Source organism: Arcobacter vandammei (assembly GCF_016106035.1).
GTDB lineage: Bacteria > Campylobacterota > Campylobacteria > Campylobacterales > Arcobacteraceae > Aliarcobacter > Aliarcobacter vandammei.
On the sequence record NZ_JADKPZ010000009.1, the window covers coordinates 77,402 to 95,240 of the forward strand.

29 protein-coding genes are annotated in these 17,839 nt (G+C 27.3%); 19 read left to right on the forward strand and 10 right to left on the reverse strand.

Annotated elements, in window-relative coordinates; translation table 11 throughout:
• Positions 1 to 53: 53 nt before the first annotated feature.
• The 15 genes from IQC44_RS06525 to IQC44_RS06595 all read left to right on the forward strand — a co-directional run bounded on the left by IQC44_RS06525 (position 54) and on the right by IQC44_RS06595 (position 9,119).
• Positions 54 to 1,259 (forward strand): type II toxin-antitoxin system HipA family toxin, encoded by a 1,206-nt coding sequence (locus IQC44_RS06525; protein WP_198305541.1) that lies wholly within the window; start codon positions 54 to 56, stop codon positions 1,257 to 1,259.
• Positions 1,228 to 1,446: a helix-turn-helix domain-containing protein gene (locus IQC44_RS06530; protein ID WP_066186072.1), complete on the forward strand. Its 219-nt coding sequence runs from the start codon at positions 1,228 to 1,230 to the stop codon at positions 1,444 to 1,446. The genes IQC44_RS06525 and IQC44_RS06530 overlap by 32 nt, the downstream gene beginning before the upstream one ends.
• 62 nt (positions 1,447 to 1,508) lie before the next feature.
• Positions 1,509 to 1,766, forward strand: a complete 258-nt coding sequence (locus IQC44_RS06535; RefSeq protein WP_198305542.1) for a type II toxin-antitoxin system prevent-host-death family antitoxin — start codon at positions 1,509 to 1,511, stop codon at positions 1,764 to 1,766.
• Positions 1,750 to 2,418 (forward strand): glycosyltransferase family 4 protein, encoded by a 669-nt coding sequence (locus IQC44_RS06540; protein ID WP_198305543.1) that lies wholly within the window; start codon positions 1,750 to 1,752, stop codon positions 2,416 to 2,418. The genes IQC44_RS06535 and IQC44_RS06540 overlap by 17 nt, the downstream gene beginning before the upstream one ends.
• A gap of 68 nt (positions 2,419 to 2,486) precedes the next feature.
• Positions 2,487 to 2,774 carry a hypothetical protein gene (locus tag IQC44_RS06545; protein ID WP_198305544.1) on the forward strand — a complete coding sequence of 96 codons (288 nt, stop codon included), beginning with the start codon at positions 2,487 to 2,489 and terminating at the stop codon, positions 2,772 to 2,774.
• A 69-nt stretch (positions 2,775 to 2,843) separates the two neighbouring features.
• Positions 2,844 to 3,974: an AAA family ATPase gene (locus tag IQC44_RS06550; RefSeq protein WP_198305545.1), complete on the forward strand. Its 1,131-nt coding sequence runs from the start codon at positions 2,844 to 2,846 to the stop codon at positions 3,972 to 3,974.
• Positions 3,971 to 4,645, forward strand: a complete 675-nt coding sequence (locus IQC44_RS06555; protein ID WP_198305546.1) for a hypothetical protein — start codon at positions 3,971 to 3,973, stop codon at positions 4,643 to 4,645. The genes IQC44_RS06550 and IQC44_RS06555 overlap by 4 nt, the downstream gene beginning before the upstream one ends.
• 77 nt (positions 4,646 to 4,722) lie before the next feature.
• The gene (locus tag IQC44_RS06560; RefSeq protein WP_198305547.1) at positions 4,723 to 5,118 is read left to right on the forward strand and encodes a hypothetical protein; all 396 of its coding nucleotides are present in this window, start codon (positions 4,723 to 4,725) and stop codon (positions 5,116 to 5,118) included.
• Between the two features lie 190 nt (positions 5,119 to 5,308).
• A complete protein-coding gene (locus IQC44_RS06565) occupies positions 5,309 to 5,686 on the forward strand; it encodes a DUF1016 N-terminal domain-containing protein (RefSeq protein WP_198305548.1) in 378 nt (125 codons plus the stop codon).
• Positions 5,687 to 5,756: 70 nt separating this feature from the next.
• On the forward strand, positions 5,757 to 5,981 hold the full coding sequence (locus tag IQC44_RS06570) for a hypothetical protein (RefSeq protein ID WP_198305549.1): 225 nt from the start codon (positions 5,757 to 5,759) through the stop codon (positions 5,979 to 5,981).
• Positions 5,981 to 6,334, forward strand: a complete 354-nt coding sequence (locus tag IQC44_RS06575; RefSeq protein ID WP_228286274.1) for a type II toxin-antitoxin system VapC family toxin — start codon at positions 5,981 to 5,983, stop codon at positions 6,332 to 6,334. The genes IQC44_RS06570 and IQC44_RS06575 overlap by 1 nt, the downstream gene beginning before the upstream one ends.
• Before the next feature lie 9 nt (positions 6,335 to 6,343).
• Entirely contained in the window at positions 6,344 to 7,417 is a 1,074-nt protein-coding gene (gene galE, locus IQC44_RS06580; protein ID WP_198305551.1) for a UDP-glucose 4-epimerase GalE, read from the forward strand.
• Between the two features lie 61 nt (positions 7,418 to 7,478).
• Entirely contained in the window at positions 7,479 to 7,727 is a 249-nt protein-coding gene (locus tag IQC44_RS06585) for a type II toxin-antitoxin system Phd/YefM family antitoxin (RefSeq protein WP_198305552.1), read from the forward strand.
• Positions 7,724 to 8,122: a type II toxin-antitoxin system VapC family toxin gene (locus IQC44_RS06590; RefSeq protein WP_198305553.1), complete on the forward strand. Its 399-nt coding sequence runs from the start codon at positions 7,724 to 7,726 to the stop codon at positions 8,120 to 8,122. Before IQC44_RS06585 ends, IQC44_RS06590 begins: the two co-directional genes overlap by 4 nt.
• Positions 8,123 to 8,198: 76 nt before the next feature.
• Positions 8,199 to 9,119 carry a sugar transferase gene (locus tag IQC44_RS06595; protein WP_198305554.1) on the forward strand — a complete coding sequence of 307 codons (921 nt, stop codon included), beginning with the start codon at positions 8,199 to 8,201 and terminating at the stop codon, positions 9,117 to 9,119.
• Between the two features lie 39 nt (positions 9,120 to 9,158).
• Here the strand turns inward: IQC44_RS06595 and IQC44_RS06600 are convergent, their stop codons facing one another.
• From IQC44_RS06600 to folD, 5 genes are read right to left on the reverse strand one after another with little or no spacing between them, the layout of a single operon-like run.
• Positions 9,159 to 10,388 (reverse strand): HD domain-containing protein, encoded by a 1,230-nt coding sequence (locus IQC44_RS06600; protein ID WP_198305555.1) that lies wholly within the window; start codon positions 10,386 to 10,388, stop codon positions 9,159 to 9,161.
• A complete protein-coding gene (locus tag IQC44_RS11670) occupies positions 10,388 to 10,516 on the reverse strand; it encodes a hypothetical protein (RefSeq protein WP_257120177.1) in 129 nt (42 codons plus the stop codon). The genes IQC44_RS06600 and IQC44_RS11670 overlap by 1 nt, the downstream gene beginning before the upstream one ends.
• 22 nt (positions 10,517 to 10,538) lie before the next feature.
• A complete protein-coding gene (gene rpiB, locus IQC44_RS06605) occupies positions 10,539 to 10,994 on the reverse strand; it encodes a ribose 5-phosphate isomerase B (RefSeq protein WP_198305556.1) in 456 nt (151 codons plus the stop codon).
• On the reverse strand, positions 10,994 to 11,776 hold the full coding sequence (gene lepB, locus IQC44_RS06610; RefSeq protein ID WP_198305557.1) for a signal peptidase I: 783 nt from the start codon (positions 11,774 to 11,776) through the stop codon (positions 10,994 to 10,996). The genes rpiB and lepB overlap by 1 nt, the downstream gene beginning before the upstream one ends.
• Entirely contained in the window at positions 11,777 to 12,637 is an 861-nt protein-coding gene (gene folD / locus IQC44_RS06615; RefSeq protein ID WP_198305558.1) for a bifunctional methylenetetrahydrofolate dehydrogenase/methenyltetrahydrofolate cyclohydrolase FolD, read from the reverse strand. It abuts the gene before it with no gap.
• 154 nt (positions 12,638 to 12,791) lie between these two features.
• Between folD and IQC44_RS06620 the strand changes: the two genes are divergently transcribed.
• Genes IQC44_RS06620 through IQC44_RS06635 form a run of 4 tightly spaced genes read left to right on the forward strand, consistent with a single transcriptional unit; the run spans position 12,792 to position 15,409 of the window.
• Positions 12,792 to 13,328, forward strand: coding sequence for a 50S ribosomal protein L25/general stress protein Ctc (locus tag IQC44_RS06620; RefSeq protein ID WP_198305559.1), 537 nt, complete (start codon positions 12,792 to 12,794; stop codon positions 13,326 to 13,328).
• A gap of 9 nt (positions 13,329 to 13,337) precedes the next feature.
• Positions 13,338 to 13,892 carry an aminoacyl-tRNA hydrolase gene (gene pth, locus IQC44_RS06625; protein WP_198305560.1) on the forward strand — a complete coding sequence of 185 codons (555 nt, stop codon included), beginning with the start codon at positions 13,338 to 13,340 and terminating at the stop codon, positions 13,890 to 13,892.
• Positions 13,893 to 13,895: 3 nt separating this feature from the next.
• On the forward strand, positions 13,896 to 14,963 hold the full coding sequence (locus tag IQC44_RS06630; RefSeq protein WP_198305561.1) for an LptF/LptG family permease: 1,068 nt from the start codon (positions 13,896 to 13,898) through the stop codon (positions 14,961 to 14,963).
• Positions 14,964 to 14,965: 2 nt separating this feature from the next.
• Positions 14,966 to 15,409: an NUDIX hydrolase gene (locus IQC44_RS06635; RefSeq protein ID WP_198305562.1), complete on the forward strand. Its 444-nt coding sequence runs from the start codon at positions 14,966 to 14,968 to the stop codon at positions 15,407 to 15,409.
• Positions 15,410 to 15,419: 10 nt separating this feature from the next.
• Here the strand turns inward: IQC44_RS06635 and IQC44_RS06640 are convergent, their stop codons facing one another.
• The 5 genes from IQC44_RS06640 to IQC44_RS06660 are packed head-to-tail and all read right to left on the reverse strand — an operon-like array spanning position 15,420 to position 17,631.
• A complete protein-coding gene (locus IQC44_RS06640; RefSeq protein WP_198305563.1) occupies positions 15,420 to 15,587 on the reverse strand; it encodes a hypothetical protein in 168 nt (55 codons plus the stop codon).
• The gene (locus tag IQC44_RS06645) at positions 15,568 to 16,014 is read right to left on the reverse strand and encodes a hypothetical protein (RefSeq protein ID WP_198305564.1); all 447 of its coding nucleotides are present in this window, start codon (positions 16,012 to 16,014) and stop codon (positions 15,568 to 15,570) included. The genes IQC44_RS06640 and IQC44_RS06645 overlap by 20 nt, the downstream gene beginning before the upstream one ends.
• Positions 16,007 to 16,711 (reverse strand): PH domain-containing protein, encoded by a 705-nt coding sequence (locus tag IQC44_RS06650; protein WP_198305565.1) that lies wholly within the window; start codon positions 16,709 to 16,711, stop codon positions 16,007 to 16,009. The genes IQC44_RS06645 and IQC44_RS06650 overlap by 8 nt, the downstream gene beginning before the upstream one ends.
• Positions 16,704 to 17,456 carry a hypothetical protein gene (locus tag IQC44_RS06655; RefSeq protein ID WP_198305566.1) on the reverse strand — a complete coding sequence of 251 codons (753 nt, stop codon included), beginning with the start codon at positions 17,454 to 17,456 and terminating at the stop codon, positions 16,704 to 16,706. Before IQC44_RS06655 ends, IQC44_RS06650 begins: the two co-directional genes overlap by 8 nt.
• 10 nt (positions 17,457 to 17,466) lie before the next feature.
• The gene (locus tag IQC44_RS06660) at positions 17,467 to 17,631 is read right to left on the reverse strand and encodes a hypothetical protein (RefSeq protein ID WP_198305567.1); all 165 of its coding nucleotides are present in this window, start codon (positions 17,629 to 17,631) and stop codon (positions 17,467 to 17,469) included.
• Between the last annotated feature and the right edge of the window lie 208 nt (positions 17,632 to 17,839).

The following is a 17,839-nucleotide window of genomic DNA, read 5'->3' on the forward strand; positions in this document are numbered from 1 at the left end:
CAAATTCCAGTAAATAAAGTATAATTGTAAATCAATTTATACAAAGAAGTCAAATGATAGATATATTTCACCATCAAAAAGCAGTTGCATCATTTATCAAAGATAATAGAAACTTTATAATAGACTATAAAAACTTTGATATACAAAACTCTATTGCACTATCACTACCAAATACTCAAAAGATATATCTCTATGACTATAAATTTCCACCCTTTTTGGAGAGTTTCTTACCTGAGGGATATTTGTATGATATATTTAAAAATCTCTTATCAAAAGAGTATGGAACAGTAGATGATTATCTGATATTTTCCATTTTAAGTTCTAATATACAATCAAGAATAGAGTTTAAAAGTGATTTACAAAATAGTGTAGAGTTCCCCGAGTTTAATATAGATGAAATATTATCTAAGGATACAAACGATACTTTTAATAATCTTCTTCAAACTTTTTTAAATAAAAATGCCATCAGTGGAGTACAACCAAAAACAATAGCACTTTTAAAAGATAAAGAAAAATTAGATACAAAAGAGTATATCATCAAAACTTGGAGTGAAGAGTATCAAGATTTGGCTCTCAATGAGTACTTTTGTCTAAAAGCTGTTGAAAAAGCAGGAGTTAAAACTGCCAATGTAAAACTTTCACAAAACAATAAGTTTTTAATAGTAGAAAAATTTACACTAAAAAATGATGGTAGTTTTTATGGGTTTGAAGAGATATTATCTTTGCTAAATAAAAACAAAGATAGCAAATATGATGGTAGCTATGAGCAAATAGCAAAAATTATCTATAGCTACACTACTAATAAAAAAGAATCTATGATAGCTTTTTATAAAACTGTAGTAATGAATTATTTGCTTAAAAATGGTGATGCACACCTTAAAAACTTTGGATTGTTGTTTGATGATGATTTTAAAAATATTTTTTATTCTCCTGTATATGATGTGGTAAATACTGTGGTGTATATACACAAAGACAAACCAGCACTTATGCTTGATGGTAAAAAGATATGGCATTCAAAAGATACACTTATTAAGTTTGGACAAAAAAGTTGCCTATTGAGTCAAAGTGAAGCAAACAAATATTACAAAGAGTGTTATGAAGCACTTATTTGGGCTATAGATGAGCTTGAAAACTATTTGAATGAATATCCAGATTTTAAAATTGTTAAGATGATGTTGGATAGCTGGAAACTATCACTTAAAGAAGTTAGTATAAAGGAGCTTGATAATGATATTATCAGAACTTGGAAAAACTATTAAAGATTTACGAAAACAAAAGGGATTATCTCAAGAAGTATTGGCAGAACAATCTGGTATTTCAAGAGCGACTTTATCAAAGCTAGAAAATGGCTATATAGCAAATATAAGTATAGTGACAATCAATCAAATACTTTCACTTTTAGGCTATGAAATAGATATTAAGCCAACGAATCCATTTATTACATAATATATATTGACAATAAAGTATGAAAAATAGCACAATAAAAAATACTAAATAAGGAGTGATATATGCAACCAATATTAGCAAACTATACAGCAAGTATAACCGAACTTAAAAAATCACCAACTCAACTACTCAAAGATGCTGGAGATGAAGCAATAGCTATACTCAATCATAATGTAGCTTCTGCTTATTTAGTTCCAGCAAGTTTGTATGAAAAGATGATGGAAGTTATGGATGATTACTACCTAAGCAAAGAGCTTGAGGAAAGACTTAAAGACAATAAAAAACCAATAAGAGTAGAGCTAGATGAGTTACTTTCTTGATTTTCATCCAAAAGATTTGATAGAAAAACATAATATAAAAACAAAAAAAGTAGAAGTTTTGGGTGCTATTGGATTAAATCTTGATGAGTATTCATATAGCAAACCATCACTTGAAAAAATAAGATTTATTTTTATAGGTAGGCTTTTGGCAGAAAAAGGAATATTTGAGTATATAAAAGCAGCAAAAATAGTAAAAAAAGATTTTCCAGATGTTGAGTTTGTAGTTCTTGGTGGATTAGATGAACAAAACCCTGGTGGATTAAAAAAAGAAGAACTAGAAAAGTTACTAAAAGATAATATAGTTTTATATCCAGGATTTGTAAAAAATGTAGATGAGTGGATAAAAGATTCTTCTGTTTTTGTTTTACCATCATATAGAGAGGGAGTGCCTAGAAGTACTCAAGAGGCTATGGCTGTTGGAAGAGCAGTTATCACAACAGATGTTGCAGGATGTAGAGAAACAGTAGTTGATGGATTAAATGGATTTTTAATTCCACCTTTTGATGCAAATACTTTAGTGGAAGCTATGAAAAAGTTTATAGAAAATCCATATTTAGTAGAAAAGATGGGTGAAGAGAGCTATAAAATAGCAAAAGATAAATTTGATGCAAAAAAAGTAAATGATAGATTATTGAGAATATTGGAGTTATAAATTTTTTAAAATCAAGTTTGTATAATGCAAATTTTAGTATGATACACGATAAATTTTAAGGAGAAAAAATGTTTGAACAAATATATACAGATTTGCCTCAATACAATGTCTATACAAATTCTGTTACTCCTTTTGTTCACTATTTTAAAGAACACAAAAACACTATTCCAACAGAAACAGAGATAAATAAACTTCTTCCATATGCTAAACAAACAGATTTTGTACTTACTACATTTCATGAGATTTTAGATGATTTGAATTATGACAAAGAGAAATTTGAGAATATTATTTATACATTTGATGATGATTATGATATGTTAAAAGAGTTTATATCAAAACTAAATCCAACTTTATGATGAGTACATTGCAAAGTTAACTATTAATACAACTTTAGCTAGAATTTATACTTTATAAAAGGAGTCAGAGTGCATCTAAAAAAGATAGAAATAGATAATTTCAAATCATTAGTAGATTTTCAGATTGAGTTTGAGAGATTTAATTGTATTGTAGGATTAAATGGTTCTGGAAAATCTACACTTCTTCAGGCTTTGGATTTGATTTCACAAATGATGAAAGGTGATATATCTAATTGGCTACAAAAAAGAAACTGGACATCAAAAGATTTGCACTCTAAACTTACAAAAACAAAAAACATATCTTTTAAGCTATATTTGGAAGAAAATAAAAAAAATTATACTTATGAAGCAGTTTTTAATCCATCAAAATTAAAATGTACAAGCGAACTAGTTTTTATAGGTGGTAAGCAAATAGTTAAGATAGAAAATTCAAAGCTTACTATGGATGAGCAAATTTTTGAAATAATACAAGATTATGAAGGTTCTTTGTTATCTAGTATAAAAGAGAGTAAATTTGAAGAAGATTTATTGAAATTAAAAAATTTCATCAAAGATATAACATCTCTTGACCTTCTATCTCCACAAGCTTTAAGACAAAAATCAAGAAATGATGGAAAAGAACTGGGCTTAAGTGGAGAACATCTTACTACATTTTTATATGCACTAGAAGAAGAAAAAAAAGATAAGCTTCTTGAACAAATTAAAAAATGCTATCCAAATATATTATCTTTTGAGCTGACTCGTTCTAGAAATGGATGGAAAAAACTAGAAGTTATAGAAAATTTTGAAGGTTCAAAAATAACAACAGAAGCAAGACACCTAAATGATGGTTTTTTAAGATTGATAGCTTTATTGGCTCAGTTGTTTACTTCAAAAGATTTCTTGCTTTTTGATGAGATAGAAAATGGTATAAATCCAGAACTAATAGAATTTTTGATAAATAGTTTGATTGAATCTTCACATCAAGTTCTAATTACTACACATAGCCCTTTGATATTAAATTATATTGATGATGAAACAGCTAAAAATTCTATAAAGTATATTTATAAAACAAAAGATGGATTTACAAGGGTTATAAATTTTTTCAATATTCCCTCAATGGCAAAAAAATTAAAAGTAATGGGTGCAGGAGAAGTGTATGCTGATACAAACTTATCTCAACTTTATGATGAGATTGTAGATTTAGAGTTTAAAAAATGATTTTGGCTTTAAGTGGCGAAGGAAAAACCGATTTAGGTGAATTAGACTTTGGTACAGATGAATTTATAGCTGGTTCTATGTATATGATAGTAGATAAGATTATAGAAAAAACATATGATTACTCTCCTTATAATACATCAAAAGAAAATATAAAATATATTCCCGAGGCTGAATTATCAAAAAGAGCAAAAACTTTAAAACCTATAAGACTACCAGGTAAAAGTAGTAAAAAGGAGACAGCATATTTTTATAAAAATGCAAGAGCATTGGCAATAATTACAAAAGAAATTGAAGCAGATTTAGCAATACTTTTTAGAGATAGTGATGGAACTAATAGTTCAAATAGTGAAGAGTGGAAAGATAAATATGATTCAATCTTAAGAGGTTTTGAAGTAGAAGAATTTTTTAAAGGTGTAGCTATGCTTCCAAAGCCAAAGTCTGAAGCTTGGTTGCTTTGTGCTTTAAAAAACAATTATCAAAATTGCAATACTTTAGAAAATGAGTCAGGAAATGATAATTCACCAAATAGTTTAAAAAAACAGTTAGAATCTTATGCTTTGTCAGATGAACAAATCTGTGATAAAATAAAAAGTAGTGAAATTGATATTGAAAAAATTGAAATGGATAGTTTTAAAATCTTTAAACAAAGATTATTAGATGTTTTGGATTGATTGATTGATTGATTTAAAATCAAGTTTGTATAATACAAATTTTAGTATCATACACGATAAATTTTATGGAGAAAGAAATGTTTGAACAAATATATACAGATTTATCACAATACAATGTCTATACAAATTCTGTTACACCTTTAGTTCACTATTTTAAAGAACATAAAAACAGTATTCCAACAGAAACAGAGATAAATAAACTTCTTCCTTATGCAAAACAAACAGATTTTATTTTGACTACATTTAATGAGATTTTGGATGATTTGAATTATGACAAAGAGAAATTTGAAAATATTATATACACTTTTGATGATGACTACGATATTTTGAAAGATTTTATCTCAAAACTAAATCCAGCTTTAAAATCTCATAATGAGTTACTGAAAATATCAGAAAGTATTTTGACAAATTTAGTAAAAGCACAAAATGAATTAGGAATAATAATATCTCAAAATGAATATAAAAAAGTCTAACTTATATTTAAGAGATATTTCCAAACTAAAGTTAGATTTATCTTCTCAAATAGAAAAAGTCTTAAAACTTTTAGAAGAAAATCAAAGTCATCCTCAAGGAAAAAAATGAAAAAACAAAACAAAAACCAAAAAATCTTAATCACAGGTGGAGCAGGGTATATAGCAACTCATACTTTGATAGAGCTAAATAGTGCAAACTGATAAAAGATACGATATGCAACTAAATAGTATTGAGTTTAATAGCTTTTTAAAAGATATAAAATCAAAAATATATAGTGCAAAATCAAAAGCAATACTATCTGTAAATAGATTGATGATAGAGCTATATTTTGAGATAGGTAAAAGTATAGTAGAAAAGCAAGAAGCACTAGGCTGGGGTAAATCTGTAGTAGAGCAGATGAGCAAAGAGCTAGTAGATGAATTTGGTGAAAAAAGTGGATATTCTAGCTCAAATCTTTGGAGAATGAGAAATTTTTATTTGTCATATAAAGACAATACAAAACTCGCACAAGCTGTGCGAGAAGTTTATAAGAGAACAAAAACTCCAACAGTTTGTTGGATAAATTAGAATTAATTAAAATCAAGTTTGTATAATAGAAGTTTTAGTATGATATAAAAATGTTAAAAGGAGTTTTAAAATGCATACTATAAAACTAAATATTCAAGATAGTGTTTATAAAAATGTTATGTTTGTATTGGAAAGTTTCAAAGAAAAAGGTGTACAAATAGAAGAGATAACAAAACTTAATAAAAATAAAAAAGAAACACTAAAAGATTTTTTAGAAAAATCAGAAGTAGAAGTTTTTAAAGATCTTAAAGATCCTGTTGCTTGGCAAAAATCTATAAGGGATGAGTGGAACTAATGATACTTTTGGACTCAAATACTATAATATATCTTTCAAAAAAACTTATAAATATAGATGATATTTTAGAAGACGAGACTACTCCTTTAGTTTCAGTTATAAGCTATATGGAAGTTTTGGGATATGCTTTTGAAGACAATAAACAAAGAGATTTTATAAAAAAGCTATTTTCTTTTTTGGAAATAGTTTATATAGATGAAAATATAGCAAAAAATACAATCAAACTAAGAGAAGAAAATAGAATCAAGTTACCTGATGCCATTATTTGTGCTACAGCTTTACAAAGAAAAGCAAAACTTATTACAAATGATGAGAAATTAGAAATAATATATGATAAATACAATTTAGGTTAGGAAACAAAAATGAAAAACAAAAAAACAAATAAAATAAAAACAAAAAACCAAAAAATCCTAATCACAGGTGGAGCTGGATATATAGCAACACACACTTTAATAGAGTTAAATAGTGCAAACTATGATTTTGTTGTGTATGATAACTTCTCAAACTCAAGTAAAAAGGCTTTAAAAAGAGTTGAGAAAATAATAAATAGAAAAATAGAGTTTGTAAAAGGTGATATAAGAGATAAAAAGTCTTTGAGAAAAGTTTTTAAAACATATTCTATCTCTAGTGTTATTCACTTTGCAGGTCTTAAAGCAGTGGGAGAAAGTGTAGCAAATCCACTAGAGTATTATGATAATAATGTTGTAGGAACTATAAGACTTCTTGAGATTATGAAAGAGTTTGATTGTAAGAAAATAGTATTCTCTTCAAGTGCCACTGTATATGGAAATCCAAGCTCTTGCCCTATAGATGAGAGTTTTCCTGTAGGTGGAACTACAAACCCTTATGGAACTAGTAAATATATGATTGAAAGAATATTAGAGGATTTATATATAAGTGATAATAGCTTTAAAATTGCGATTTTAAGATACTTTAATCCTGTAGGTGCTTATGAAGACGGCTCAATTGGAGAAGACCCAAATGGTATTCCAAATAATCTTATGCCATATATCTCTCAAGTTGCCGTTGGAAAACTACAAGAGCTAAGTGTATTTGGAAGTGATTATGAAACAGCTGATGGTACAGGTGTAAGAGATTATATCCATGTGCAAGATTTAGCAAATGCACATGTAAAAGCTATTGATTACCTAAATGGAACAGGGACTTTAGTTTCTGCAAATGAAGTATTAAAAGTAAACATAGGTACAGGTGTAGGATATAGTGTACTTGATATGGTAAAAGCTTATGAAAAAGCTAGTGGTAAAAAAATAGCATATAAAATAGTTCCACGAAGAGCAGGAGATATTGCATCTTGCTATGCAAACCCACAAAAAGCAAAAGAAGTTCTAGGTTGGGAAGCAAAAAGAACTCTTGAAGATATGTGTAAATCTAGTTTCAACTGGCAAAGCAAAAATCCAAATGGGTATAAGAGTTGATATTTTATTCATATTAATAAATATGTAGTATAATATACATATATAAATATAAGGAGATGCTATGCTAGAACTAGGAATATCACAAGCACAAGCACAATTCACAAAATTGCTAACACAAACAGTTTTTATTGTAGATAAGAAAGCTCATCAAAAAAAAGCAGTGATTATGCCATATAGTGAGTATGAAAAGCTTATAAAACAAGCATCTTCTAAAGATAACTTAAGCGATGGCGGATTTAATAAATTTGTAGGAATACTAGATAATAGCTTCCAAACAGATGATGAAAAATATAATGAGATAATTAAATGAAAATCTTTGTAGATACAAATATTTTTTTGGATTTGATACTAAAAAGAGATGATTACAATAAATCTTTGATTATTTTAAATGCTATTGAAAAGAGAGTTTTTCAAGGAGTGATTGCAGATATTACAGTTTTAAATATTGATTATATTGCCAAAAAACAAGTTAAAGAGATTAGAGATTTTTTAAAGTTTATTAGCCTTTTGTTTGAAATTCTTGGGGCAGATAATAATATTATAGAAGAAGCACTGGATATAGAAAACAGCGATTTGGAAGACAATTTACAATATACTTTGGCAAAAAAGTCTAATTGTGATTTGATAGTAAGCAATGACAAGGCATTTTATAAAAAAGATATAGATGTATTTACGAGCAGTGATTTTATAAAAAAATATTTGTAAATATAACTAAGTTGTCATTTTGAAAAGTTAAAGTATAATTTAATTTATTTTAAAACAAAAATACAAGGGGATAGACTTGATAGTTTTAGGTAGGAAATACAAGTTTACAGATTTTGAAAAACAAAGACTAGAAAAAAAGTTTAATAAACAGTTGATTATTAAATATAGGGGTCGTGACCCATTTGAAGTTTTGAGTGAGCTTAAAACTCTTTTGGATAAGACAGATGTATCAATGGTTGTTTTAAACACAAAAGCTACTGTTCCAGATGAGCTTATAAAATATCTTACAAAACTAAGATTTGAAAGAAATATCAAGTTAATTACTATTGAAAGCTTTATGGAAGAGTATTTGGAAAAATGCTATATTCCAGAAGACCATACAGATTTAAACTATTTACAAAATATTAAGCCATTTAATTTTTTTGAATACTCTATGAAAAGAGTTGTTGATTATCTAGGAGCAATTACACTTGGATTAATATCAGCACCTATTATGATGTATTCAAAAAAAAGAATAGAAAAAGAATCTCCAGGAAGCCTGATATTTAGACAAACAAGAGTTGGAGTTAAGGGTAAGCTTTTTTACTGTAATAAGTTTCGCTCTATGCATGAAAACTCTCATCATGATAAATATACAAGAGAAAACGATACTAGAATTTTTCCATGGGGGAATACTATGCGAAAAACTAGGATAGATGAACTTCCACAAATTATAAATGTATTAAAAGGTGATATGCATTTTATAGGACCAAGAGCTGAGTGGAATATTTTGGTAGAAGAGTATGAAACACAACTTCCATACTACAATGAAAGACACTTGGTGCGACCTGGAATTACTGGCTGGGCACAAGTAAACTATCCTTATGGTGCAAATCTTGAAGATACAAAACAAAAGCTTATGTATGATTTATACTATATAAAACACTATAGTTTATGGCTTGATATTAAAATTATTTGGAAAACTATAATGGTAGTTCTAGGAAGAAAAGGTTTATAAAAAAGTCTAATTATTTGTAATACAACACCAAACTATGACTTAATCAAAATCAAGCATAGTTTGAACTTGTCCGTTGCTTCCAAAATCTTCGTCAATTAAAATAGCAATCTTTTTAAAATCAACTCCATTTATCTCTTTTAGTCCTTTTAAAATCTCTTTTTTACCACTTATTAACTCTTTTGATTTTATTCCGTGAGAAATAGATAAAGAGGCTTCTACAAATGCAGATAATTTATCACACTGTTTAAGTGCTAGACCATCTATTGCTTCATATTTATCAAGATTGTATTTGCTAATATCTTCAACTTCACTAATTTTTCCATCTAGTTTTATTTTATTTGCAAACTCCTCTTTTTTGCCATTGTAAAGCCCTAAAATATAAGAGAACTCTTCTTGAATTGGTTCAGGAATATTTGGCAAAATATCATCTTCTATCTTTTCAACTTCATATTCAGCAATAATATCTGAAAGCTCATCTACACTATATTTTACAGGGCTTATAATATCTCTTGTTAAAGCTTCTGGTAAATCGTGGAATAGGGCTGTAAAAAAGTTATTTTGCAATCTTTTATCACAAGCTTTTACCTCTAAAGAGTAAAAATATGAGAAAAATGCAACAGTTAGCATATGACCTAAAACTGAAGTTTCTGGAATTCTTGGAGTTTGAGCCCATCTTTTTTGAAATCTCAATCTTCCACTTAAATCTATTATTTTTGCTAATTTCTTATTTAGAGCAATTTTTCGTACCCCAATTAACTCATAATAATCTTCAAGTTCAGCATCTACTAGTTTTTTAACTTCATCAATATCATTTAAAAATTGACTTGTTTGATAAACAATTGAAAACTCCCATCTAGTTGATAAATAAGAAGCAGCTTTTAAAATAAATCTCTCTTTTTTGTACATTGAAGAGTCATTTAAATACTCTTCAAATTTTTGTAAAAAGTTTCCACCGTCTATATCTTGAAGTGAACTTCTAAGCTTTTCAACTACCCAAGAGTTTATCTCTTTTGATTTCTTTTGTAAAGCCTTTCTAAAAACATCAGGTCTTATATCTGTAACGACAACTCGTCTAAGAAACTCAAAAATTCCAGCTTCAATTAGTTTTGTAAAATCTATATCATCTTCAAGTTTTGCTATAAAATATGCAATTACAAATTTATGTGCTTGTTTATCAAGTTCTACAAGCTCAACCATTCTTGGATAGTCATTCCATCTTTGAATAGATGCACTTGAAAAAATATAGTCAATAATTTTTGGGTTTAACACTATTTTCCCTCATCTTTATTTTCTATATCTTTCTTTGTTTCTGCTTTATCAAAAAACATAAGTTTTTTTCCAAAAAGCATAGCTCCAACTATTACAGTCATCATTAAATATACTTGCCAATCTTGCATATTTTTTATCTCCTTAGATATTTTAAGCTCTACAACTTTTTATGCTTGATAAAGCATTTATTTTCTCAACTCTTTGAGCATGTCTTCCACCCTCAAACTCTGCTTTATCCCAAGCTTTAATAATAGCTTCAATCATACCTTGTCCACTAACTCGCTCACCCAAACAAATAACATTTGCATCGTTGTGTTTTCTTGCCATTCTTGCACTATATTCGTTGTGGCATAAGGCTGCTCTTATTCCATCAAATTTATTTGCAGCCATACTCATTCCAAGCCCACTTCCGCAAATTAAAACTCCAAATGAACCAGTGTCCTCTAAAACTTTTTTACAAACTTTAGCTGCAAAATCTGGATAATCAACTCTATCTTTGTTAAATGGACCTAAATCTTCAACTTCATGCCCTCTTTGCTCAAATAAATCTTTTATAAAAGCTTTTATTTCAATTCCAGCATGATCAGCCGCTATATAATATTTCATTAGTAGATTCCTTTTTCGTGATTAATCTCTTTTGTTGTATCAATATCTTTTTCTAAACTAGGAACTGTTCTAAAAACTCTATCCCATCTTATTTTATAATCATCATCAACTGAAAAATAGATAAACCAAGGTGTTCCAACTATATATTTATAAGGTACACTTCCCCAAAATCTTGAGTCATTTGAGTGGTCTCTATTATCTCCCATCATAAATGTTTCATCTTCAGGAACAACAATTGGATGCATATCAAAAAGCTCTTTTGGATTTGAAAACTCTTTTGTTACATTTGGATCATTATGAATACCTTTATGCTCTTTTGAATAAGGATTTACAACAAAAAGTTTATCTTCTATCTCAATAGTTTCATAGTTTGAGAAATTTGATTTTACATACTCATTTCCCTCATTTGGATGAAGATATAAAACCTTATCTTTTAAAAATAGAATATCTCCACCAACTGCAACTGCTCTTTTTACATAGTGAATATCAGGATTATGTGGGTATCTAAAAACTACAATATCTCCTCTTTTTGGTCTCTCACCTTCAATTAAATGACCATTTCCTTTAAAATCAGGTAAAACTTTTACTTCAAGCCAAGGAATAGTTGGAGTTGGAACTCCATAAGAGAATTTTTTTACAAATAGCATATCACCAATAAGAAGTGTATTTTTCATACTTCCACTTGGAATTACAAAAGCTTGAGCTAGAAAAAATATAATTCCTAGAACAATTATAATTGTTCCAGTCCAAGATGATGACCAGTTATATAGTTTTCTTAACATCTATTTTGTTTCTCTTTTATCTCTTAATTTTGCTGCTTTTATTGTATTTTTTAAAAGCATTGCAATTGTCATGGGTCCTACTCCTCCTGGAACTGGAGTTAAGTGTGAACATTTGTTTTTAAGTCCTTCAAAATCTGCATCACCTACAAGTTTTCCAGTATCAAGTCTATTTATTCCAACATCAATTACAACTGCACCATCTTTAACCATATCTTCTTTTAAAAGAAGTGGAACTCCAACAGCAATGATTACAATATCGGCTCTTAAAGTGTGTGATTTTAAATCTTTTGTTCTACTGTTACAAACTGTTACTGTAGCTTTAGCGTTTATTAATAAAGATGCCATAGGTTTTCCTACGATATCACTACTTCCAATTACTACTACATTTTTACCACTAAGTTCGATTTTGTGTTCTTCAAACATTCTCATAACACCAAATGGAGTTGCTGGTAAAAATGAATCAAGATTTGAAACCATTCTTCCTACATTGTAAGGATGAAAACCATCTACGTCTTTTAATGGATTAATTGCTTCAAGAACTGTTGTTGTATCAATATGTTTTGGTAAAGGAAGCTGTACTAAAATACCATCTAATTTTGGATTGTTATTCATTAAATTTATAGTTTCTAATAACTCTTCTTGAGTTATAGTTTCTGGCATTTCGTGAACAACAGAGTAAATTCCTGCATCTTTACAAGCTTTTGCTTTACTTGCAACATAAGTTGCACTTGCCGCATCGTTTCCTACAAGAATAACTGCAAGTCCAGGAGTGATATTTTTATCTTTAACAATTTGCTCAACTTCAACTTTTACTTCTTCTTTTATCTTAGCTGATAGTGCTTTTCCGTCTAGTAATACCATATTTTCGCCTTAATATTATTTTAAATTTAGTGTATATTTTATCTAAAATCTTATTAATTATCCAAAATATAAAATTATTTATACTATTAACCTAATATTTAGTAAGTTTTAAATATAATCCGCATTCAATTTCAAATTAAAATAAAGGATTACAATGTTAGAGGGTATCGTAAGAGATAGTATAACTAAACCAGCTGTTAAAGCATTAAGAAAAGATGGATATTTAATTGCAAATATCTATGGAAAAGGGCTAGAGAATATCTCTGCTGCATTCAAAAGAAATGAGTTTATTAAATTTTTAAAAAATAAAACTACTGTTGCTTTTGATATTAGTGTTGCTGGAAAAACTTTAAAAGTAGTTGTTCAAGAGTACCAAAAATGTCCTATTACTTCAGATTTATTACATGTTGATTTAATGGTTGCACAAGCTGGTGTTAGAACTTCTTATAAAATTCCAGTTATTGCAACAGGAAGTGCAAAAGGTCTTAAAAATAAAGGTCTTTTAATGGTTCACACAAGAAGAGTTCCAGTTAAATGTACAATTGAAAATTTACCAAACAATATCACAATTGATGTTACAGATTTAGATACAGGTGATAATATTTTATTAAGAGATTTAACACTTCCAGAAGGTGTTGATTGTTATTTAGACCCAAGAGTACCAATCGTTGGTGTAATTAAAGCTAAATAATTAAAGCCTATGTATTTAGTTGTTGGTCTTGGAAATATTGGTGAAAATTATCAAAATACAAGACACAATATTGGATTTTTAGTTATAGATTATATAACTAAAAGTCTAAACACTTCAAATGTAAATAATTCAAATTTTCAATCTACTCTTTTAAAATCAGGATATAATCTATTTTCTAAGCCAACTACATATATGAATAATTCAGGTATTGCTGTTAAAAATATTATGGATTACTATAAAGTTGATTTAGAAAATATTATTATTATTCATGATGATTTAGATTTACCTTTTGGAACTGTTAAGTTTAAAATTGGTGGTGGACATGGTGGACACAATGGTTTAAAATCACTAGATTCTCATATAACAAAAGAGTATATAAGAGTTCGTGTTGGAATTGGAAAACCAAAAGATAAAGAAGATGTTGCAAATTATGTTTTAAGCGATTTCTCAAAAGAACAATTTGAGGAGTTAAATAGTAGAATTATTCCACATATTGCTTTAGCAGTAGAGGCTCTAAAAGTGCTAGATATTGATGAAGTAAAATCTAAATATACATTGAAGTAAGTTATGAGTACATTAACAAAATATTTATTAGAAAAATATATAAAAAACTTTATTATTGTTTTAATATCTTTGGAAATTTTCTTTGTTGGAATAGATTATTTACAAAATTTCAAAAATATTCCAAACTCTGCAAACTTACAGCTTTTATATATCCTTTATAATGCCTTTTTTACTTTGACTTTGGCTCTACCTTTATCTATTGTTTTTGCTTGGGTTGTAACTTTGGTGATTTTTATAAAGAATAATGAATTTGTAGCTTTTAATGCTTTGGGTGCTTCAATAAAAGATATATTAAGACCAATAATTTTAACAGCTTTAATCCTGATTTTAACTTTAATAGCCCTTCAAACAACTCCATTAGCATACTCTTATGACCAAAAAAAGAAAATTTTGGATAATGAATATTTTTCAAGTACAAAAAATGAGATTTTTTTAAAATTTGATGATTATTTTGTATATTTTAAAAAACTTTTACCACTTGAACAAACAGCTGAAGATGTGCATGTATTTAAAATAGATAATGATGAATTAGTTGAGACATTTATTGCTAAAACTGGACATTTTAAAGCTGATAGTTGGCAAATAAATGATGTTAAAATTATTCAAAAGCCAGAAATAAATGATATTAGTAAAGCTAAGTTAGATATTTCTTATGTTGATAATATAACTATTTTAGAAGGTTTTAAACCAAAAATCTTGGATAATGTTTATGAAAATAAATCTGAATACTCTTTATTTGATGCAGTAAGTGCTTTGATAATTTTAAGTAAACAAAATGTAAATACTCAGAAAATAAGAGGTATTATATATAACCAACTATTTATTCCATTTTTTATTTTTCCTATAATTTTTCTTATTTTTGCTTACTCTTCTTTGAACAGTAGATTTTTTAATTTAGGAAAATTTGTTTCTAGTTCAGTTTTTGGAACTTTAGTTATTTGGGGAGTATTTTTTATGCTTTATAAATTGACAAATTCTGGTACAATAATTCCTGAATTATCTATTTTACTACCACTAATTATTTGGCTTCTTTTATCTAGCTATTTCTATTTTAAAAAAATAAGAGTTTGAAGATGATAAATGTAAAATCTTATGGAATTGTTTTATACAAGGTATCAAAAAAGAGTGTTAAAATCTTACTTTGTTTAGGTGTTGCAAGTGGTGATAAATGGGGTTGTTTAAAAGGTACTAAAGCAAAAAATGAGACAGCTTATGAGTGTGCAAAAAGAGAATTTTTTGAAGAGTCTTCAATAAATGTTGATATTGCACTTTTTGAAGAGTATTTTGAACAAATAAACTTAGAAAAAAATGTAGGGGTTTGGCTTGTAAATGCTTCAAATATTGATAATTTAGATAAATATTTTGAAAAGGATATATTAAAATCTGAATATTTATCTTGGGAAAACTGTGAAGTTAGATTTTTTTCTATAAAAAAGCTTCCAAAAATAAAATCAAAACAAAAAGATTTAGTAAAAAATATTAAGGATTTTTTGAAAAGTAAGAGTTTATATCACTAATAAATTTAGTTTAATTAAGCCACATTATTTCTATTCCAACCAGCATTATCAGATTTTTATTTAAATCTTTCATAGTCCAATAAGCCATATATGAAACCATTACATTTTTTATTGACTTTATAACTAATTCAGGATTTTCTTTAAAGCTTGTAAATTTTTCATCTATTATTCTCATCATATTTCGCTTTATACTCTTTATATTTTTGCCAAAATGATTTTTTTTCTTCTTTGTTTACTTTATCTTTATTTATTTCAAAATATTCTTCTTTTGTTATTGTTCTTAAATCAAATAATAAGTAAGCTACAAAATATAAAATATATTTAACTAAACCATATAACAAAAAAATAGTAAATATACTTATTGATATTTTAATCCATTCGGGCATTACATCTTTTTCTAAAATTGAATTTATACCAAAATATATAACTATAAATAATATAAAAGCTAAAAATATAACAAAATCTGATATAAAATCAATTAATTTTTGAATAAAATAACCTGCTTTTGAACTGCTTGAATAATATTTTTTTTCATTAAATACAAAATTCAAAGCTTCTTTATTTGCTTCTATTAACTTATTTCTCAATAATATTTTTTTATTCATTCTTTTGTCCTTTTACTGTATATTCAGCAAATAAATCTATCAATTTATCTAAATCTTCAATATCTTCGATTTTAATATCTGTATTTAAATCTTTTATTGCATATAAAAAATCCCAATAAGATCCACTAAGTGTAAATGTCTTTGTTATAGCAGTATAATTTAAATATAAATTCTCTGTTGAATTTTCACCACTAGGAAACATTATTTTGTCATTTACTGGAGTTGGAGATATTTTATTTAATGCTTTTCCTCCCACATAACGACCTACTGCAACATATCCATAATAAATAACTAATTTCTGTTTCTTTTTTTTGTAATAATCAGATGACCTTGCAATAGATACTAAAACTGTTTTTTTATCTGGTGAAATACAAACAACCGATAAAAGCTTTTGGTCGTATTTATTTACAACAACCCATTCGTTGGGTTCTCCTAAAGTTGTTTCATATGGTTTATACTTAGTAATAATGTGTTGTACCCATTGAAATTGTTCATCTTCTTGTTTTTGAAGTTCAACTTTTATTTCTTCTCCATTCACTCTAAAAGTTTGTGATAGTTCTTTTTCACTTGTATCAATAAGTTTAAAAGAATCTACTATTTCTTTGTATTCTTCTGGAGTTGGTGCTAGTGTATCTGCCAGTAGATTTGAGCTAGAAAATAGTCCTAAAAATATAATTGTTTTTATTCTTTTACTCATTATCTTTTATATTCCAGCTTTGTTCTTGTGGAAGCCATTTACCATTTACTAAAATTTCAATATTTGCTTTTTCAGTTAATTCTTTATTACAAGTATTTGTTTCATAAAGTCTAGCTAAAATTCTTTTTTCGTTGAAGTATGGGTAAAACTCTTTTGGGTTGTAAGTTGAGATTGAAGTATATGATGACAATCCATATCCATAAAAGAAATCAGTAGTAAAACTTTGATTTCTTTTTTGATTCAAATCATTATCATAATAAATTTGACTTACTAATTCTCCAAAATGAATTTTTTTTCCTCTTTTAAAAGAGGAACGAACAACGGAAGTTAGAAAAATATTATTTTCATTAGAAATACAAGTTATAGCAAAAAGTTTCTGATCATATTTATAAATACCCCTCCACACTTTTTGCTCTTCTAAACTTCTTTCTTCTATTCTTATAATATGTTGAACATCTTGCCATTCACTATCTTCTTTATTTATATTATCATAACATCTTTCATATTCATCATATTCAGCTTGATATTTATAACACTCTTCATATTTATCTTGTTTTTCAAGCTCTAATTTTATTTTCTCTCCATTCACTCTAAAAGTTTGTGATAGTTCTTTTTCACTTGTATCAATAAGTTTAAAAGAATCTACTATTTCTTTGTATTCTTGTGTTGGTGGTGTTATTGCAAAAAGATTTGAACTAAAAAGTAGTCCTAAAAATGTAATTGTTTTTAATATCTGTTTTTTCATCTATTTTTCCTTATAGTCCCATATGTTTTTTAAGTTTATTAAATTTATCTAATCTATCATCATAACCATTTGGTTTTTTTAGGTATAAATTATCTTCTGCTTTTTTATATTTTTCTTTATCTGAAGGTGATAACTCATTATATTCTGATAAGTTTTTATTATGATACCCATTCACAACCGCACTTATTTTTAGTACAACTTCATCACTTGTACCTGCATCTGCATGAAGATTAAGATTTGATTTCCCACCGCCTGGTTTATTTCGCCAATAATGGCTTAATGAAAAAAATGGGTTGCTAAATTATCATTTTTTATTATAGTTACTTAGATATTCATCTATAAGTTTTATCTTTCTTTTTTTAGCTAATCCTTGATGTAATTTT

What these genes read in the sequence shown, in the direction of transcription:
- IQC44_RS06525 (WP_198305541.1), top strand. Translation starts at nt 54, where the DNA reads ATGATAGATATATTTCACCATCAAAAAGCAGTTGCATCATTTATCAAA.
- IQC44_RS06530 (WP_066186072.1), top strand. Translation starts at nt 1,228, where the DNA reads ATGATATTATCAGAACTTGGAAAAACTATTAAAGATTTACGAAAACAA.
- IQC44_RS06535 (WP_198305542.1), top strand. Translation starts at nt 1,509, where the DNA reads ATGCAACCAATATTAGCAAACTATACAGCAAGTATAACCGAACTTAAA.
- IQC44_RS06540 (WP_198305543.1), top strand. Translation starts at nt 1,750, where the DNA reads ATGAGTTACTTTCTTGATTTTCATCCAAAAGATTTGATAGAAAAACAT.
- IQC44_RS06545 (WP_198305544.1), top strand. Translation starts at nt 2,487, where the DNA reads ATGTTTGAACAAATATATACAGATTTGCCTCAATACAATGTCTATACA.
- IQC44_RS06555 (WP_198305546.1), top strand. Translation starts at nt 3,971, where the DNA reads ATGATTTTGGCTTTAAGTGGCGAAGGAAAAACCGATTTAGGTGAATTA.
- IQC44_RS06560 (WP_198305547.1), top strand. Translation starts at nt 4,723, where the DNA reads ATGTTTGAACAAATATATACAGATTTATCACAATACAATGTCTATACA.
- IQC44_RS06570 (WP_198305549.1), top strand. Translation starts at nt 5,757, where the DNA reads ATGCATACTATAAAACTAAATATTCAAGATAGTGTTTATAAAAATGTT.
- IQC44_RS06575 (WP_228286274.1), top strand. Translation starts at nt 5,981, where the DNA reads ATGATACTTTTGGACTCAAATACTATAATATATCTTTCAAAAAAACTT.
- galE (WP_198305551.1), top strand. Translation starts at nt 6,344, where the DNA reads ATGAAAAACAAAAAAACAAATAAAATAAAAACAAAAAACCAAAAAATC.
- IQC44_RS06585 (WP_198305552.1), top strand. Translation starts at nt 7,479, where the DNA reads ATGCTAGAACTAGGAATATCACAAGCACAAGCACAATTCACAAAATTG.
- IQC44_RS06590 (WP_198305553.1), top strand. Translation starts at nt 7,724, where the DNA reads ATGAAAATCTTTGTAGATACAAATATTTTTTTGGATTTGATACTAAAA.
- IQC44_RS11670 (WP_257120177.1), bottom strand. Translation starts at nt 10,516, where the DNA reads ATGCAAGATTGGCAAGTATATTTAATGATGACTGTAATAGTTGGAGCT.
- rpiB (WP_198305556.1), bottom strand. Translation starts at nt 10,994, where the DNA reads ATGAAATATTATATAGCGGCTGATCATGCTGGAATTGAAATAAAAGCT.
- lepB (WP_198305557.1), bottom strand. Translation starts at nt 11,776, where the DNA reads ATGTTAAGAAAACTATATAACTGGTCATCATCTTGGACTGGAACAATT.
- folD (WP_198305558.1), bottom strand. Translation starts at nt 12,637, where the DNA reads ATGGTATTACTAGACGGAAAAGCACTATCAGCTAAGATAAAAGAAGAA.
- IQC44_RS06620 (WP_198305559.1), top strand. Translation starts at nt 12,792, where the DNA reads ATGTTAGAGGGTATCGTAAGAGATAGTATAACTAAACCAGCTGTTAAA.
- pth (WP_198305560.1), top strand. Translation starts at nt 13,338, where the DNA reads ATGTATTTAGTTGTTGGTCTTGGAAATATTGGTGAAAATTATCAAAAT.
- IQC44_RS06630 (WP_198305561.1), top strand. Translation starts at nt 13,896, where the DNA reads ATGAGTACATTAACAAAATATTTATTAGAAAAATATATAAAAAACTTT.
- IQC44_RS06635 (WP_198305562.1), top strand. Translation starts at nt 14,966, where the DNA reads ATGATAAATGTAAAATCTTATGGAATTGTTTTATACAAGGTATCAAAA.
- IQC44_RS06640 (WP_198305563.1), bottom strand. Translation starts at nt 15,587, where the DNA reads ATGATGAGAATAATAGATGAAAAATTTACAAGCTTTAAAGAAAATCCT.
- IQC44_RS06645 (WP_198305564.1), bottom strand. Translation starts at nt 16,014, where the DNA reads ATGAATAAAAAAATATTATTGAGAAATAAGTTAATAGAAGCAAATAAA.
- IQC44_RS06650 (WP_198305565.1), bottom strand. Translation starts at nt 16,711, where the DNA reads ATGAGTAAAAGAATAAAAACAATTATATTTTTAGGACTATTTTCTAGC.
- IQC44_RS06655 (WP_198305566.1), bottom strand. Translation starts at nt 17,456, where the DNA reads ATGAAAAAACAGATATTAAAAACAATTACATTTTTAGGACTACTTTTT.